Here is a 15,479-nt window from a genome sequence, read left to right on the forward strand (position 1 = left end):
AGAACCATGTCGGCACACGTCGCTCGAGGGGTGCTCTACGTGCACTCCTCTCCCAGCGCGCTCTGCCCCCACATCGAGTGGGCGGCGGGTCGCGCTCTCGGGCGTGCAGTGAACTTCACCTGGGAGTCGCAGCCCGTGCTCAAGGGCTCCCAGCGCACGGAGTTCTTCTGGGACGGCCCGCCCGGCACCGGGGCGCGCCTCGCGTCCGCCCTGCGCGGTTGGGAGCACCTGCGCTACGAGGTGACGGAGGACGCCGGTCACGGCACCGACGGCGGCCGGTGGATGCACACGCCCGATCTCGGCATCTTCTTCGCCCAGGTCGACACGGCCGGCAACATGGTCGTGCCGGAGGATCGCATCCGCTACGCCATGGAGATCGCCGGCGCGAACGCGCTCGAGCTGCACCGCGAGCTCCGGCTGGCCCTCGGTCAGGCGTGGGACGACGAGCTGGAGCCGTTCCGGCACGCCCACGACGACACGTCGGTCATCTGGCTGCACAACGTCGGCTGACCCGCGCTCGACTCCCGCGGCGGGCCTGGCACGGCCGCCCGCCTGCGGTGAAACAGAGAAGGCCCCGCTCGTGACGAGCGGGGCCTTCCTGTGTCCGTGCGTACGCTCAGTAGCTGCGGAACGCGGCGACGGCGTTGTGGCCGCCGAAGCCGAAGGAGTTGCTGATGACGAGCTGTGCGCTGTCGCCGAGCGGCTGCGGCTCGCCTTTCACCTGCAGCGGGATGGCCGGATCCATCTCGGTGATGTTGATCGTCGGCGGGGCCTGACGGTCGCGGATCGCAAGGATGCTGAACACGGCCTCCAGCGCACCCGTGCCGCCGAGCAGGTGTCCGGTGGACGCCTTGGTGGCCGAAACCGGGATGCCGTGGACGCGCTCACCGAACACCTCGCGCAGCGCCACGTACTCGGACGGGTCGCCGACCGGCGTGCTGGTCGCGTGCGCGTTGATGTGGGTGACGTCGTCCGGCACCGCACCGGCCCGGTCGAGGGCGATGCGCAGAGCACGGCTGGCGCCGCGGCCCTCCGGGTCGTTCGCGGTGATGTGGTACGAGTCGGCGGTCACTCCGCCGCCCGCGAGCTCGGCGTAGATCCGGGCGCCGCGCGCGAGGGCGTGCTCCTCGGTCTCGAGCACCAGGCTGGCCGCGCCCTCACCCATCACGAAGCCGTCGCGGTCGACGCTGTACGGGCGGGAGGCGTGCGCCGGGTCGTCGTTGCGGCGCGAGAGCGCCTGCATCGACGAGAACGACGCGACGGTGATCGGGTGGATGGCGGACTCCGTGCCACCGGCGATGACCACGTCCGCGAGACCCAGCTGCAGGTGCTCGTACGCGTTGACGATCGACTCGGTGCTGGAGGCGCAGGCGGAGGCGACCGTGCGGGCGTAGGCACGCGCCTCGAAGTGCATGGAGACCGCGGCCGATGCTGCGTTCGGCATGAGCATCGGGACGGTCATGGGGAGGACACGGCGCGGGCCGCGCTCGCGCAGCGTGTCCCAGGCGTCGAGCAGGGTCCACACGCCGCCGATGCCGGTGGCGTAGTCGACACCGAGACGCTCGGGTGCGACATCCGGACGGCCGGCGTCCTCCCACGCCTCCATGGCGGAGATGAGGGCGAACTGGCTGGACGGGTCGAGACGCTTGGCGACGGGACGCTCCAGCACCTCCTCCGGGCGCACCTTGGCCTCGGCGGCGAAGGTGACCGGCAGCTCGTACTGAGCGACCCAGTCGTGCTCGAGGGTGCGGGCGCCGGAGACGCCGGCGAGCAGGGCGCTCCAGCTCTCGGGGGCGGTGCCACCGAGGGGCGAGGACGCGCCCATACCGGTGACGACGATCTTCTTGGTCATAACGGCAACTCTCCTGAATGAGGATGGCGGCGCCCGGTCAGAGCGCTGCCGCACGCGCGGGCGGCGACACGGTCGCGCGCCGCCCGCGCGGAAGAATCCTGGCTCTGCGCCTAGGCGTTCTGCGCCTTGACGATGAACTCGACCGCATCTCCGACGGTCTTGAGGTTCTTGACCTCCTCGTCGGGGATCTTCACGTCGAACTTGTCCTCGGCGTTGACCACGATGGTCATCATCGAGATCGAGTCGATGTCGAGGTCGTCGGTGAACGACTTGTCCAGCTCAACCGTGTCGGTCGCGATGCCGGTCTCGTCGTTGATGAGCTCGGCCAGGCCGGCAAGAACTTCTTCGGTGGACAATGCCATGGTTTTTCTCTCCTTGAGGGGGGTGTCGTTGTGACCGGGAAACAGTCTAGGGCAGCACGACGACCTGCGCGCCGAACACCAGACCGGCCCCGAAGCCGATCTGGAGGGCCAGGCCGCCGCTCAACTCCGGGTGTTCCTGGAGCAGTCGGTGGGTCGCGAGGGGGATGGATGCGGCGGACGTGTTGCCCGTCGTCTCGATGTCGCGGGCGATGGCGACGGTCTCCGGAAGCTTCAGCTGCTTGGCGAACTCGTCGACGATGCGCATGTTGGCCTGGTGCGGGATGAACGCGGCCAGCTGGTCGGGGGAGACCCCGGCCTCGTCGAGCGCCTGCTTGGCGACCTTGGCCATCTCCCAGACCGCCCAGCGGAAGACCGTCTGGCCCTCCTGGCGGAGGGTCGGCCACGGCTTCTCGCCGTCGCGGAACTCGAGGAGCGTGTTGCCCATCCCCACCGCGTCGGCCTTGGAGCCGTCGGAGCCCCACACCGTCTTGGCGATGCCGGGGTAGTCGCTCGGGCCGATGACCACGGCGCCTGCGCCGTCGCCGAGCAGGAACGAGATGGTGCGGTCGGTCGGGTCGACGACGTCGGAGAGCTTCTCGGCGCCGACGACGAGCGCGTAGTGCGCCGCGCCGGTGCGGATGAGCGCATCTGCCTGGGCCACCGCGTAGGCGTACCCGGCGCAGGCGGCGTTCATGTCGTATGCGGCTGCCGGGTTGGCGCCGACGCGGTCGGCGAGCACGGCGGCGATGGATGGCGTCTGCTGCACGTTCGAAACGGTCGCGACGATGACGGCGTCGATCAGCTTCGGGTCGACGCCCGACTTCGCGATGGCCTCCTTCGACGCCTCGGTGGCGAGGTCGACAGCGAGCACGTCACGCCCGGCGCGGGTGCGGGTGATGATGCCGGTGCGCTGCCGGATCCACTCGTCGGAGGAGTTGATCGGGCCGACCAGGTCGTCGTTCGGCACGACGTTCTCGCCGCGGGCGGCGCCGATCGAGAGGATGCGGGTGTACTGCGGGCCGTGCGACTGCTGCAGGGTGGGGTGGGTCATCGGGGGAGCTCCTTGCGGCCTTACGCGGCCTGGTCGATGAGGTCGAAGGCGGCCGGCAGGTCGTCGGGGGTCTTGATGGCGACGGTCGGCACGCCCTTCAGGCCGCGCTTGGCGAGGCCGACGAGCGCGCCGGCGGGAGCGACCTCGATCAGGCCGGTGACGCCGGCCTCCTCGAAGGCCTTCATGTCGAGGTCCCAGCGCACCGGCGACGAGACCTGGCCGACGAGGAGTCGCAGGAACTCGGCGCCGTCGGTCACCTCGGAGCCGTCCTTGTTGGTCCAGAGGCGCAGCGTCGGGTCGTTCGTCGTCAGAGTGGAGGCGAACTGCTCGAGCGCCGGGACGGCGGACGCCATGTACCGGGTGTGGAATGCACCGGCGACCTGCAGCGGAATGACACGCGCGCGGGCCGGCGGGTTCTCGGCAAGCTGGGCCAGCGCATCCAGGGCGCCGGCGACGACGATCTGGCCGCCGCCGTTGTAGTTGGCGGGGGAGAGGCCCAGCTCGTCGAGTCGGGCGAGCAGTTCGGTCTCGTCGGCGCCGATCACGGCGCTCATGCCGGTCTGCGCCTCGGCGGCCGCACGGGCCATGGCGGCGCCGCGCTCGCGCACGAAGGCGACGGCGTCGGTCTCGCTGAGGACACCGGCTCCGGCGGCCGCGGTGAGCTCGCCGACCGAGTGACCGGCGATGCCGCCGACCCGGTCGCGGCGGCCGTCGGCGAACAGCGCGGACAGAGTCAGCAGTCCGGCCGAGACGATGAGCGGCTGAGCGATTGCGGTGTCGCGGATGGTGTCGGCGTCGCTCACGGTGCCGTGCGCCACCAGGTCGATGCCGACCGCGTCGGAAATGCCGGTGAGCTGGTCGCGGAACGAGGACTCGCTGAGCCAGGGGTCCAGGAAGCCGGGGGTCTGGGATCCCTGACCCGGGCACACGATGACGATCACGGTTTCCAGTCTGCCAATCTTCCGCCAGGCGGATGTGTCGGATGGATACGAACTATTCGAAGATGCTTTGTGGTTGTCTACAACTCAACCGCCGCGGCGGGGCGAGTCGGGCTCGTTAATGGAGCCGACGATCAGCGCCGCCTGCAGGATGAGGGCCTCGCGCGCGCCGGTCGCGTCCCAGCCGATGACCTCGGAGACGCGCTTCAGGCGGTAGCGGACGGTGTTCGGGTGCACGAACAGCTCGCGTGCCGTCGCCTCCAGCGACCGGCCGTTGTCGAGGTAGCACCACAGGGTGGTGAGCAGCTCGGTGGAGTAGCCCTGCAGCGGGCGGTAGATGCGGCTGATCAGCGTCGCGCGGGCGAGGCCGTCGCCCGCGAGGGCGCGCTCCGGGAGCAGGTCGTCCGCGTGCACCGGGCGAGGGCAGTTGCGCCAGGCCCGGGCGACCGCGAAACCGGCGAGGGCCGCCTTCGCGCTCTTGGACGCATCCACCAGGCTGGGGACCTCGTGGCCGAGTACCAGATGGCCGGGGCCGAAGCCGGGCTCCAGCTGCTGTGCGATCTCCATGAACGAGACCACAGGGGCGGCGCCGATCGCCTCCTCCGGCGTGCTGTTGCTCGGCCAGGCGCGGCCGATCACCAGCACCAGCCGGCTGCCCTGCACGCCGATCAGCACGTCCGCCGACATGTGGCGGGCGGTGCGGCGCAGCTGGTCGACGTCGAGCATCTTCGGCGCGGTGCCGACGAGGACACTGACCTCGCCGTGCCCGTGCCAGCCGAGCGCGGCGATGCGGCTGGGGAGCTCGTCGTCGTACTCGCCGGTCAGGATGCTGTCGACGACCAGGGCTTCGAGGCGTGCATCCCACAGGCCGCGGGCCTCGGCGGCGCGCGCGTAGACGTCGGCCGCCGCGAACGCGATCTCGCGGGAGTACAGCAGGATGGCCTCCCGCAGATCCTCGCTCCCGGCCGTCTTCACGCGCTCCTCGACCACCTCGACCGTGATCTTGATGAGTTGCAGCGTCTGCTGCAGGCTCACGCTGCGGAGCAGCTCGCGGGGGGCCGCGCCGAACACGTCGGCGGCGATCCACGGCGTCGAGCGCGGGTCGTCGTACCAGGAGATGAACGACGAGATGCCCGCCTGGGCCACCAGGCCGACGGCGCTGCGCCGGCCCGGTGGCATGTCGCGGTACCAGGGGAGGGTGTCCTCGAGCCGCTTGAGCGTGGTCGTCGCCAGCTCACCCGAGATCTTGCGCAGCCACGCGAGCGTCTCGGGCTTCGTCCTCTCCACCTGGCCGCCAGCCACGGGAGCCGTTACGCCTCGCCGCCCGCGCTGCCCGTGGTGCCGGCGTTGACGTCGTGCAGGAGGTACTTCTCGATCGCCCAGGCGGGGGCGTTCGGGTCGACCTTGCCCTGCACGGCGAGGAGCTCCAGCGTCCGCACCACCATCGACGGTCCGTCGATCTTGAAGAACCGGCGAGCCGCGGGGCGGGTGTCCGAGAAGCCGAAGCTGTCGGCGCCGAGGGTCGCGTACTCGCCCGGGACGAACTGACGGATCATGTCCGGCACGGCGTGCGAATAGTCGGTGACGGCGACGAACGGGCCCTCTGCCTCCTGCAGCTTGCGGGTGACGTAGGGTACCTGCTTCTCCTGCTGCGGGTAGAGGAAGTTGTGCTCCTCGGCGGCGAGACCGTCGCGGCGCAGCTCGCCCCACGAGGTGACGCTCCACACGTCGGCGGAGACGCCCCAGTCCTGCGCGAGCAGGTGCTGGGCTTCCAGGGCCCACGGCACCGAGACGCCCGACGCGAGCAGCTGGGCCTTCGGCCCGTCGCCCTGGCCGGCGCGCAGCTTGTAGACGCCGCGGACGATGCCGTCCACATCCACGCCCTCCGGCTCGGCCGGCTGGACGATCGGCTCGTTATACACCGTGAGGTAGTACATGACGTTCGGGTCCGGGTGGTTGCCGCCGTACATCCGCTCGAGGCCGGCGCGCACGATGTGGCCGATCTCGTAGCCGTACGCCGGGTCGTACTGGACAACGGCCGGGTTGGTGGATGCGAGCAGCGGCGAGTGGCCGTCCGCGTGCTGCAGGCCCTCACCGGTCAGCGTGGTGCGACCGGCGGTGGCGCCGACGAGGAAGCCGCGCGCCATCTGGTCGCCCGCCGCCCAGAGGGCGTCACCGGTGCGCTGGAAGCCGAACATCGAGTAGAAGACGTAGACCGGGATGAGCGGCTCGCCCTGCGTCGAGTACGACGTGCCCACGTTGGTGAACGCGGCCAGCGCGCCGGCCTCGTTGATGCCGACGTGGATGATCTGGCCCTGCGGGCTCTCCTTGTAAGCGAGGAGCAGCTCGCGGTCGACCGACGTGTAGTGCTGGCCGTTCGGGTTGTAGATCTTCGCGTTGGGGAAGAAGGCGTCCATACCGAAGGTGCGCGCCTCGTCCGGGATGATCGGGACGATGCGGTGGCCGAAGTCCTTCGAACGCAGCAGGTCCTTCAGGAGGCGGACGAACGCCATGGTCGTGGCGACCTCCTGCGTTCCGGATCCCTTCTTCGAGATCGCGTACGCGGAGTCGTCCGGCAGGTTGAGCTGCGTGTACTTCGCGCGGCGCTCCGGCACGTAGCCGCCGAGTGCGCGGCGGCGGTCGTGCAGGTACTGGATCGCCTCGTCGTCCGCGCCGGGGTTGTAGTACGGCGGCAGGTACGGGTTCTCCTCGAGCTGGGCGTCCGTGATCGGGATGCGCATGGCATCCCGGAACGTCTTCAGGTTGTCCAGCGTCATCTTCTTCATCTGGTGGGTCGCGTTGCGGCCCTCGAACGACGGGCCGAGCCCGTAGCCCTTGATGGTCTTGGCGATGATGACGGTCGGCTGGCCCTTGTGCTCGGCGGCCGCCTTGAAGGCCGCGTACACCTTGCGGTAGTCGTGGCCGCCGCGCTTGAGGTTCCAGATCTGGTCGTCGCTGTAGTCCTTGACGAGCTCCAGCGTCCGCGGGTCGCGGCCGAAGAAGTTCTCGCGGACGTAGGCGCCGCTCTCGGTCTTGTACGTCTGGTAGTCGCCGTCGGGCGTCTCGTTCATGAGGTTGACGAGCGCGCCGTCGGCGTCGCGGGCGAGCAGGTCGTCCCACTCGCGGCCCCAGATGACCTTGATGACGTTCCAGCCGGCGCCTCGGAAGAAGCTCTCGAGCTCCTGGATGATCTTGCCGTTGCCGCGGACCGGGCCGTCGAGGCGCTGCAGGTTCGCGTTGATGACGAACGTGAGGTTGTCGAGCTTCTCGTTCGCCGCGACCTGGAGCTGACCGCGCGACTCGACCTCATCCATCTCGCCGTCGCCGAGGAACGCCCAGACGTGCTGGTCGGAGGCGTCCTTGATGCCGCGGTTGGTGAGGTACTTGTTGAGCTGTGCCTGGTAGATCGCGTTGATCGGCCCGAGGCCCATCGACACGGTCGGGAACTGCCAGAACTCCGGCATGAGGCGCGGGTGCGGGTAGCTGGAGAGGCCGCCGCCGGCGTGCGACTTCTCCTGGCGGAAGCCGTCGAGCTGGTCGGCGCTCAGGCGCCCCTCGAGGAACGCGCGGGCGTAGGTGCCGGGGGAGGCGTGGCCCTGGACGAAGATCTGGTCGCCGCCGCCCGGGTGGTCCTGGCCGCGGAAGAAGTGGTTGAAGCCGACCTCGTAGAGGGCGGCGCTCGACGCGTAGGTCGAGATGTGGCCGCCGACGGCGATGCCGGGGCGCTGCGCACGGTGGACGAGCACGGCGGCGTTCCAGCGGATCCACGCGCGGTAGCGGCGCTCGATCTCCTCGTCACCGGGGAACTCGGGCTCGTTCTCCGGGGAGATCGTGTTGATGTAGTCCGTCGTCGGAACCATCGGCACGCCGACGTGCAGTTCCTTCGAGCGCTTGAGCAGGCTGAGCATGATCTCGCGAGCACGCTCATGGCCATGGGCCGCAACCAGTTGGTCGAGGGATTCGCGCCACTCGGCGGTCTCCTCCGGGTCCGAATCGATGTTATTCATCGAGTACGGGTCCTGGTCGTTTACAGTCACCCTCGACCTCTTTCTTGTGTCGGATGGATCGTGGACAAGCCGGAGCACTGTCGGGTTTCGACAAGCGCGGGCACCATCGTCCAGCCTAGCCTCACTCCGACGCCGTCGTTGACCGTCACTTGGTGCTGCGAGAACCGAGGTCTAGGCTGTGTCATCGTGGCTCTAGAGAACGACACGCTCGCACCCGATTTCGAACTGCTCAACCAGTACGGGGAGACGGTTCGACTGAGCGACTTCCGTGGCCGGAAGGCCGTCGCGATCGTCTTCTTCCCGCTCGCGTTCTCGGGCACCTGCACCGGCGAGCTGTGCGCTCTGCGCGACAACATCTCCCTGTTCGAGGACCACCGGGTCGAATTGCTGGGCGTCTCGGTCGACTCCAAGTTCACGCTGCGGGCGTGGGCGGAGCAGGAGGGCTACGGCTTCTCGCTGCTCGCGGACTTCTGGCCGCACGGCGACATCGCCAAGGAGTATGGCGTCTTCCTGCCCGAGAAGGGCTTCGCGAACCGCGCGACCTTCCTGGTGGACGAGCGCGGCATCATCCGTGCGTCGTTCATCACGGCGCCGGGCGAGGCCCGCTCGATCGAGTCGTACCGCGCAGCGCTCGACCGCCTCCCGGCCCACGTCTGACCCGCATTACGCCCTCCGCGTGGCGAAGATTTGGCGCAAATCTCGGTTATGAGACACGCATAACAGAGATTTGGCGCAAATCTCTCGCGAGGGGTTCGGTAGGGTGGAGGGGCGTTAGGGGCCTTTAGCTCAGCTGGTAGAGCGCCACGTTTACACCGTGGATGTCGTCGGTTCGAACCCGGCAGGGCCCACACCTTTCTCGCCGGGCGCGAGCAGCTCGAAGAGCGCGTCTACCGTCGCGGCCATGTCGACCGACGGGTCCTGCAGCCACTGCAGCTGCATGCCGTCGGAGACCGCCTGCAGGATGCGCGCGAGCGTGTCCGGGTCCACCCTGCTCCCGACGCCCTCGCCAGCCTGCCGTTCCTCCAGCGCCGCGGCGAAGGTCTGCCGGAGGGCCGCACTGCGCTCGACGAAGTAGTCGTGGGCGGGATGCTGCGGGTCGCCCGCGTCGACCGCCAGGCGCGAGAACAGCTGCACCAGGCCCGGAACCTCGGCGTTGTGACGCACGATTCCGACGTAGCCATCGCGGATGCGGTCGAGCGAGGGCTCCTCGTCCACGTCGCCGAAGCGGCGGCTGTCGACCTCGTCGCGCTTGCGGAGGATCGCCGTGAACAGCTCCTCCTTGCTGTCGAAGTAGTGGAGGAGGCCGGCCTGGCTGAGGCCCACCGCATCCGCCAGCTCCTTCACCGACGCTCCGCGGATGCCCTCGCGGGCGATCACCTCGAGCGCGCGCTCCAGGATCTCGTCCCGCTTCGCCACGCCTTTCGCGTAGGAACCTCGTCGTGCCATGCCTCCACCATAAACCGAACAGCGCTTGCTTTCTGAAAACCGAGTGACGTATGGTTTTCCCACCGTCCACGGTGGATGGTGAGAGGAACCCCTTCGACAATGACGTCAGACACCTCCGTCCCGCTCGGCGAACCCGCCGCCGAACCGACACCGATCACGACCAACACCTTCGTCGGCACCGCCTCCGGCAACGACGACCCGCCTGCGCCCATCAAGGGCCTCCGCCGGCTGATGGTGTGGATCATCCCCGCCAACCTCGGCATCTATCTGATCTGGGGCGCGCTGCCCGGCATCCTCCTCCCGCAGCAGATCACGCAGCTGTTCGGCGAGCAGGACAAGGTCGCCAACCTCACGATCGTGGCCACCATCGGCGCGTTCGCGGCCATGATCGCCCAGCCGATCGCCGGTCAGATCTCCGACCGCACGCGCTCGCGCTTCGGGCGCAGAGCGCCGTGGATCCTCCTCGGGTCGCTCGCCGGCGGCCTGTCGCTGATCGGCCTCGCGTTCGCGAACTCGCTCGTCGGCGTGATCATCGCCTGGACCCTCGTCCAGATCTGCTACAACTTCGCCCAGGGCCCGCTCACGGCGGTCATGCCCGACCGGGTGCCACTGAAGCGCCGCGGCACGTTCGCCGCGCTCTCCGGGATCGGCCTGATGGTCGGCGCGCTCGGCGGCCAGATCGTCGGTTCGCTGTTCTTCAACAGCATCGCGGTCGGGTATGTCTTCTTCGCCGTGTCCTCGCTCGTCGTCCTGACGCTCTTCGTGGTGGCGAACCCCGACTACTCGAGCCGGGCACTCGAACGGGAGCCGTTCACCCTGGGCGAGTTCCTCCGGACGTTCTGGGTCAACCCGATCGCGCATCCCGACTTCTTCTGGGCGTTCACGGGACGGCTGCTGCTCTACACCGGGTACTTCGCCGTCACGGGGTACCAGCTCTTCCTGCTCACCGACTACTTCCATGTCGCACACCCGGAGCAGGTCATCCCGCTGCTCGGGCTGATCAGCCTCGCCGGCATCATCATCTCGACCGTGATCTCCGGCCCGCTCTCCGACCGCTTCGGCCGCCGCAAGCCGTTCGTCTTCGCCTCGGCGGCCGTCGTCAGCGTCGCCTTCCTGCTGCCGTGGCTCTGGCCCGACCTGACCGCCTGGTTCATCATGACGGCCATCTCGGGATTCGGCTTCGGGATGTTCCAGGCAGTGGATACGGCGCTGATGAGCGAGGTGCTGCCGTCGGCGAAGTCCTTCGCCAAGGACCTCGGGGTCGTCAACATCGCAGCGACGCTGCCGCAGACCCTCGCCCCCGGTGTCGCGGGCGCGATCGTGCTCGCCTTCGGATACGCCGGGCTCTTCCCCATCGGGATCGTCCTCGGCATCCTGGGGGCATTGGCCGTCTGGCCCATCAAGGCGACCCGCTGACCCCGACCGACCTCACCGCTTCTCAGTCTCACTGCTCCACGCACCACACGGAAGGAAACACATGACAGACACGACCACGGCGGCCACCGCCGCCGACATCTCCGGGCTCAGCGTCGAGGAGAAGGCCTCGCTCACCAGCGGGGAGAGCTTCTGGCGCACGAAGGCGGTCGGCGACATCCCGTCCGTCATGCTCACTGACGGCCCGCACGGCCTCCGCAAGCAGCGGGAGGGCGGCGATCACCTGGGGATCGGCGACAGCGTTCCGGCGACCTGCTTCCCGCCCGCGGTGGCCCTCGGCTCCTCGTGGGATGTCGAGCTGGTCGAGCGTGTCGGCACCGCGCTGGGCGTCGAGTCGTCCATCGAGGATGTCGCCGTCCTCCTGGGCCCGGGCATCAACATCAAGCGGTCGCCCCTGTGCGGCCGCAACTTCGAGTACCTGAGCGAGGATCCCATCGTCTCCGGCGTTCTCGGCGCTGCGCTCGTGCGCGGCATCCAGTCGCAGGGGGTCGGTGCGTCGCTGAAGCACTTCGCCGCGAACAACCAGGAGGACGACCGGATGCGTTCCTCCTCCGACGTCGACCCGCGCCCGCTGCGCGAGATCTACCTCCGCGGCTTTCAGCGCGTCGTCGAGGACGCCCAGCCGCACACCGTGATGTGCTCGTACAACCGCATCAACGGCGTGTTCGCGTCAGAGAACCGGTGGCTGCTCACCGACGTGCTGCGCGACGAGTGGGGCTTCCAGGGTCTGGTCGTCTCCGACTGGGGCGCGGTCAGCGACCGGGTCGCCGCCCTGCGCGCCGGGCTCGACCTCGAGATGCCGGGCAACGCCGGGCTGAGCGATGCCGCGGTCGTCGCGTCGGTGGCCGACGGATCGCTCGACGAGTCCGTGCTGGATGCGTCGGCGGCCCGGGTGGCCGAGCTCGCGACCCGGTGGGCCGACACGGAGCGCGTGGAGGGTCCGCTCGACGTGGACGCCCACCACGCGCTGGCCCGGGAGGCGGCCGGCCGATCCATCGTGCTGCTGAAGAACGACGTCCCGGCGTCCGATGACCGCCCGCTTCTCCCGCTCGCCGCCGACCGGTCGATCGCGGTCATCGGCGCGTTCGCCGAGAAGCCGCGGTACCAGGGCGCCGGCTCGTCGATGATCCGCCCCACCCGGCTCGACGACGCCCTCACCGCGATCCGCGCGGTCGCCCGGGATGTCGCCTACGCTCCCGGGTTCTCGCTCGCGGCCGAGGTGGATGCGGACGAGTCGTCGCGACTGCGCGACGAAGCGGTCGCGGCCGCATCCACCGCTGACGTGGCGGTCATCTTCGCCGGGCTGCCCGCACGGCTGGAGTCCGAGGGCTACGACCGCGACGACATCGACCTGCCGGCGGATCAGCTGGCCGTCATCGATGCTGTGGTCGCGGCCAACCCGCGCACGGTCGTCGTGCTGTCCAACGGCGGCGTGGTGACGCTCCCGTTCTCGAGGACCGTCCCGGCGATCGTAGAGGGCTGGCTGCTCGGCCAAGCAGGCGGCTCCGCCACCGCGGACGTGCTGTTCGGCGCGGTCAACCCGTCGGGCAAGCTCACCGAGACGGTGCCGCTGCGGCTGGAGGACACGCCGGCGTTCCTCAACTTCCCGGGGGAGGAGGGACACGTCCGGTACGGCGAGGGCCTGTTCGTCGGCTACCGCTGGTACGACGCGCGCCGGATGGAGGTCGAGTACCCGTTCGGACACGGCCTCTCGTACACGACCTTCTCGTACGGCGACGCCAGCGCATCCGTGACCGCATCCGGCGACATCGAGGTTCGCGTCACCGTGACGAACACGGGGGAGCGCTCCGGTCGCGAGGTCGTGCAGGTGTACACGTCGCTCGCCGGGTCGCACGTGCAGCGTCCGCCGCGGGAACTCAAGGGCTTCGGGGTGATCGAGCTCGAGCCGGGCGCCTCCGGTGAGGTCGCGGTGACGGTCCGACGGGAGGACCTGGCGTACTGGGATGTTCGCGCCGATCGCTGGGTGGTCGAGGGCGGCGAGTACACGATCGAGGTGGGCGCCTCCAGTCGTGACCTGCGGGCCACGGTGGCTGCGGCGATCGACGGAGACGAGGTGCGGCTGCCGCTCACGCGTGAGTCGTCACTCGGCGAGGTGCTCGCGCATCCCGTCGCCGGCCCGATGGTGCAGGGAGCGCTGGCGGGGATGTCGGAGCTGCTCGACGGCGCGTCGTCGATCATGCCGGAAGGCGTGTCGATGGAGCGGATGATGTCGTCGTTCCCGATCGGCCGCGTCGGCATGATGTCCGGTGGCCAGGTGACGCCCGACATGATCGACGCGCTGCTCGCCGCCGCGAACGCGCAACAGCAGTGACGCCGGCCCCGGTCCGTCGAGTCCAGCTCGGCGGACCGGGGCATCGTCCTGCCGGGCTGCCGCGTGGATAGGCTGGCGGCATGCCCGAGGGACCTTACCGCTGGTTCGTCTACGCCGAGATCGCGCTGGCCGTCGTGACGTTCGTCGCGCTGCTGTTCATCGTCGCGCCGTACGGCGGGCGGCACGGCCGCGGTGGATGGGGCCCCACGGTGCCCGCGCGGGTCGGCTGGGTCGTCATGGAGGCGCCCGCGTCCATCCTCTTCGTGGTGTTCTACCTGCTCGGATCGCACCGCTTCGACCCGGTGCCGCTGCTGTTCCTGGCGCTCTGGCTCGTGCACTACGTCTACCGGGCGTTCGTCTACCCGTTCCTGATGCGCTCCGGGTCGCGCATGCCCGTGCTCGTGATGCTGCTGGCGATCGGCTTCAACCTGCTGAACGCGTGGGTCAACGCGCGGTGGATCTCGGAGTACGGGAGCTATCCCGTGTCGTGGCTGGGGGACTGGCGGTTCTGGGCCGGCGTCGTCCTGTTCGCGGGCGGGTTGACCCTGAATGCGCGCTCCGACAGCACGCTGCGGCTGCTGCGACGGTCGGGAGGCGGGTACCGCATCCCTCAGGGCGGCGGCTTCCGGTACGTCTCCAGCCCCAACTACCTCGGCGAGATGATCGAGTGGACGGGATGGGCGATCGCCACCTGGTCTCTCGCGGGCACCGCATTCGCGCTGTACACGTTCGCGAACCTGGCGCCCCGGGCGTTCGCGAACCACCGCTGGTACCGCGAGACGTTCCCGGACTACCCCTCTGAGCGGCGCGCTCTCCTCCCGTTCGTGCTCTGAGCCGCCCGCAGATTCGTGCCGAATGTGCGCTCTGGCGCCGCGAAAGCGCACATTCGGCACGAATCGCGGGGGTGCAGTGACGGTGGTGCGTTCTAGCCTCGGGATGAGGAGGGATGCCGTGCCGGAGAGCGTCGAGCAGTGGTGGGCGCGCCGCCAGTGGTCGAAGGGCGTCGCCGTGCCCTACGAGGTCGGGCGGTACCGCACCGACTGGGAGCGGTATCCCGTGCTCGTCCGCCAGTACCACCCCGACCTCAACCATGGGATCACGCTGACGCAGGTGCCGCCCGCGGCCGACGTCTACCTGGTGTGGGAGTGCGACTCCGGTCACCGGTTCGTCGCGACCCCGGAGGAGCAGCGGGCTCGGCCCCGTGGAACGCGGCGTCGCTCGGCGTGGTGCCCGCGGTGCGCCGAGGCCGCGGCGCCGAAGCCGGTGCGGGCAGTGGAGCCGGACGCCGGACTGCACGTGTGCGGCCACGCCCGCGACCTGCGGAGGATCGAGAACGACCCGGCCGATGATCGCTGCTACCTGTGTCGTCGACTCGATCGCGAACCGCTGACGCGCGAGCAACTGGTCAGCATGGCCGCCCCCGGGTCGCGCGTCGCCGTGTCCGACGCGAACAGCACCGCGGGGACGTTCTCGTGGCAGTGCGAGAAGGGGCATCCGTCGTACCAGACGAGCATCGAGCGCATCCTCGGCGGCAGGAGGTGCCCGATCTGCCGGCATGCCCGCGCCGGGGCGGACGCGGTGCCGGTCGGTGAGGCGTTCGTCAGCCCCTGGGCGCCGACGCCCGCCTCCGCGGCCGAACCGGAACTGAAGCGGCGTCTCGCCGAGCGGTTGGACATCGACTTGTCGAAGAACGCCGTCCGGGTCGCCAAGCCCTTCCACTCTCATCTGGAGGTGTGGCCCGACATCCTGCTGCCCGAACTCCGCGTCGCGATCGAGTACGACACCACCGGGCGGCATGGACTCGAGCACGTCGGTCCGCGCGAGACCTCGGACCGTCGCAAGGACCGTCTGCTGCGCGCATCGGGATGGGAAGTAGTGCGCGTCCGCTGCGGCAAGCTGCAGCCGATCGGCCCCTACGACGTGCACGCCGGCGGAGTCACCGACGCGTTGGTGGACCGGATCGTCGCGCGGCTGGGGGAGATCCGCGGCGACCTGTTCGTCGCGGCGTACCTGCGCTGAGCGCATCGCATGCCTTCTCGTGCCTGAAGGCTCTGGTC

Annotated in this window: 13 protein-coding genes and 1 tRNA gene; 7 read left to right on the forward strand and 7 right to left on the reverse strand. The window is 69.5% G+C overall.

What is annotated here, in order from left to right:
* The first annotated feature begins 6 nt into the window (after positions 1 to 6).
* On the forward strand, positions 7 to 510 hold the full coding sequence (locus tag AXZ95_RS10315) for a DUF3145 domain-containing protein (RefSeq protein WP_026307170.1): 504 nt from the start codon (positions 7 to 9) through the stop codon (positions 508 to 510).
* Positions 511 to 616: 106 nt separating this feature from the next.
* Here AXZ95_RS10315 and AXZ95_RS10320 read toward each other — a convergent pair whose 3' ends face one another.
* From AXZ95_RS10320 to aceE, 6 genes are all read right to left on the reverse strand, one after another.
* Positions 617 to 1,852: a beta-ketoacyl-[acyl-carrier-protein] synthase family protein gene (locus AXZ95_RS10320; RefSeq protein WP_018190962.1), complete on the reverse strand. Its 1,236-nt coding sequence runs from the start codon at positions 1,850 to 1,852 to the stop codon at positions 617 to 619.
* Positions 1,853 to 1,962: 110 nt separating this feature from the next.
* The gene (locus AXZ95_RS10325) at positions 1,963 to 2,214 is read right to left on the reverse strand and encodes an acyl carrier protein (RefSeq protein ID WP_018190963.1); all 252 of its coding nucleotides are present in this window, start codon (positions 2,212 to 2,214) and stop codon (positions 1,963 to 1,965) included.
* 46 nt (positions 2,215 to 2,260) lie between these two features.
* The gene (locus AXZ95_RS10330; protein WP_018190964.1) at positions 2,261 to 3,265 is read right to left on the reverse strand and encodes a beta-ketoacyl-ACP synthase III; all 1,005 of its coding nucleotides are present in this window, start codon (positions 3,263 to 3,265) and stop codon (positions 2,261 to 2,263) included.
* A gap of 20 nt (positions 3,266 to 3,285) precedes the next feature.
* Complete coding sequence (locus AXZ95_RS10335) at positions 3,286 to 4,206, reverse strand: ACP S-malonyltransferase (protein ID WP_018190965.1); 921 nt, start codon at positions 4,204 to 4,206, stop codon at positions 3,286 to 3,288.
* A gap of 84 nt (positions 4,207 to 4,290) precedes the next feature.
* Positions 4,291 to 5,505, reverse strand: a complete 1,215-nt coding sequence (locus AXZ95_RS10340) for a helix-turn-helix domain-containing protein (RefSeq protein ID WP_043742088.1) — start codon at positions 5,503 to 5,505, stop codon at positions 4,291 to 4,293.
* An 8-nt stretch (positions 5,506 to 5,513) separates the two neighbouring features.
* A complete protein-coding gene (gene aceE, locus AXZ95_RS10345) occupies positions 5,514 to 8,240 on the reverse strand; it encodes a pyruvate dehydrogenase (acetyl-transferring), homodimeric type (protein WP_026307171.1) in 2,727 nt (908 codons plus the stop codon).
* Positions 8,241 to 8,396: 156 nt separating this feature from the next.
* Between aceE and AXZ95_RS10350 the strand changes: the two genes are divergently transcribed.
* Together AXZ95_RS10350 and AXZ95_RS10355 are read left to right on the forward strand one after the other, a co-directional pair.
* On the forward strand, positions 8,397 to 8,867 hold the full coding sequence (locus AXZ95_RS10350; RefSeq protein WP_018190968.1) for a peroxiredoxin: 471 nt from the start codon (positions 8,397 to 8,399) through the stop codon (positions 8,865 to 8,867).
* A gap of 118 nt (positions 8,868 to 8,985) precedes the next feature.
* Positions 8,986 to 9,058: transfer RNA gene (locus AXZ95_RS10355), tRNA-Val, on the forward strand.
* Here AXZ95_RS10355 and AXZ95_RS10360 read toward each other — a convergent pair.
* Positions 9,018 to 9,656 (reverse strand): TetR/AcrR family transcriptional regulator, encoded by a 639-nt coding sequence (locus AXZ95_RS10360; protein ID WP_166645322.1) that lies wholly within the window; start codon positions 9,654 to 9,656, stop codon positions 9,018 to 9,020. The two genes, AXZ95_RS10355 and AXZ95_RS10360, sit on opposite strands and share 41 nt — an antisense overlap.
* 99 nt (positions 9,657 to 9,755) lie before the next feature.
* Between AXZ95_RS10360 and AXZ95_RS10365 the strand changes: the two genes are divergently transcribed.
* From AXZ95_RS10365 to AXZ95_RS10380, 4 genes are all read left to right on the forward strand, one after another.
* Positions 9,756 to 11,072: an MFS transporter gene (locus AXZ95_RS10365; RefSeq protein WP_018190969.1), complete on the forward strand. Its 1,317-nt coding sequence runs from the start codon at positions 9,756 to 9,758 to the stop codon at positions 11,070 to 11,072.
* 61 nt (positions 11,073 to 11,133) lie between these two features.
* A complete protein-coding gene (locus AXZ95_RS10370) occupies positions 11,134 to 13,422 on the forward strand; it encodes a glycoside hydrolase family 3 C-terminal domain-containing protein (RefSeq protein ID WP_018190970.1) in 2,289 nt (762 codons plus the stop codon).
* 80 nt (positions 13,423 to 13,502) lie between these two features.
* On the forward strand, positions 13,503 to 14,255 hold the full coding sequence (locus AXZ95_RS10375) for a methyltransferase (RefSeq protein WP_018190971.1): 753 nt from the start codon (positions 13,503 to 13,505) through the stop codon (positions 14,253 to 14,255).
* 118 nt (positions 14,256 to 14,373) lie between these two features.
* Entirely contained in the window at positions 14,374 to 15,441 is a 1,068-nt protein-coding gene (locus AXZ95_RS10380; RefSeq protein ID WP_018190972.1) for a zinc-ribbon domain-containing protein, read from the forward strand.
* The last annotated feature ends 38 nt before the right edge of the window (positions 15,442 to 15,479 follow it).

This window comes from Leifsonia sp. 115AMFTsu3.1 (assembly GCF_004362795.1).
Taxonomy (GTDB): Bacteria; Actinomycetota; Actinomycetes; order Actinomycetales; family Microbacteriaceae; genus Leifsonia.

Excerpts from the sequence above, each read along its gene's own strand:
- AXZ95_RS10315 (WP_026307170.1), top strand. The coding sequence starts at position 7 with ATGTCGGCACACGTCGCTCGAGGGGTGCTCTACGTGCACTCCTCTCCC.
- AXZ95_RS10320 (WP_018190962.1), bottom strand. The coding sequence starts at position 1,852 with ATGACCAAGAAGATCGTCGTCACCGGTATGGGCGCGTCCTCGCCCCTC.
- AXZ95_RS10325 (WP_018190963.1), bottom strand. The coding sequence starts at position 2,214 with ATGGCATTGTCCACCGAAGAAGTTCTTGCCGGCCTGGCCGAGCTCATC.
- AXZ95_RS10330 (WP_018190964.1), bottom strand. The coding sequence starts at position 3,265 with ATGACCCACCCCACCCTGCAGCAGTCGCACGGCCCGCAGTACACCCGC.
- AXZ95_RS10360 (WP_166645322.1), bottom strand. The coding sequence starts at position 9,656 with ATGGCACGACGAGGTTCCTACGCGAAAGGCGTGGCGAAGCGGGACGAG.
- AXZ95_RS10365 (WP_018190969.1), top strand. The coding sequence starts at position 9,756 with ATGACGTCAGACACCTCCGTCCCGCTCGGCGAACCCGCCGCCGAACCG.
- AXZ95_RS10370 (WP_018190970.1), top strand. The coding sequence starts at position 11,134 with ATGACAGACACGACCACGGCGGCCACCGCCGCCGACATCTCCGGGCTC.
- AXZ95_RS10375 (WP_018190971.1), top strand. The coding sequence starts at position 13,503 with ATGCCCGAGGGACCTTACCGCTGGTTCGTCTACGCCGAGATCGCGCTG.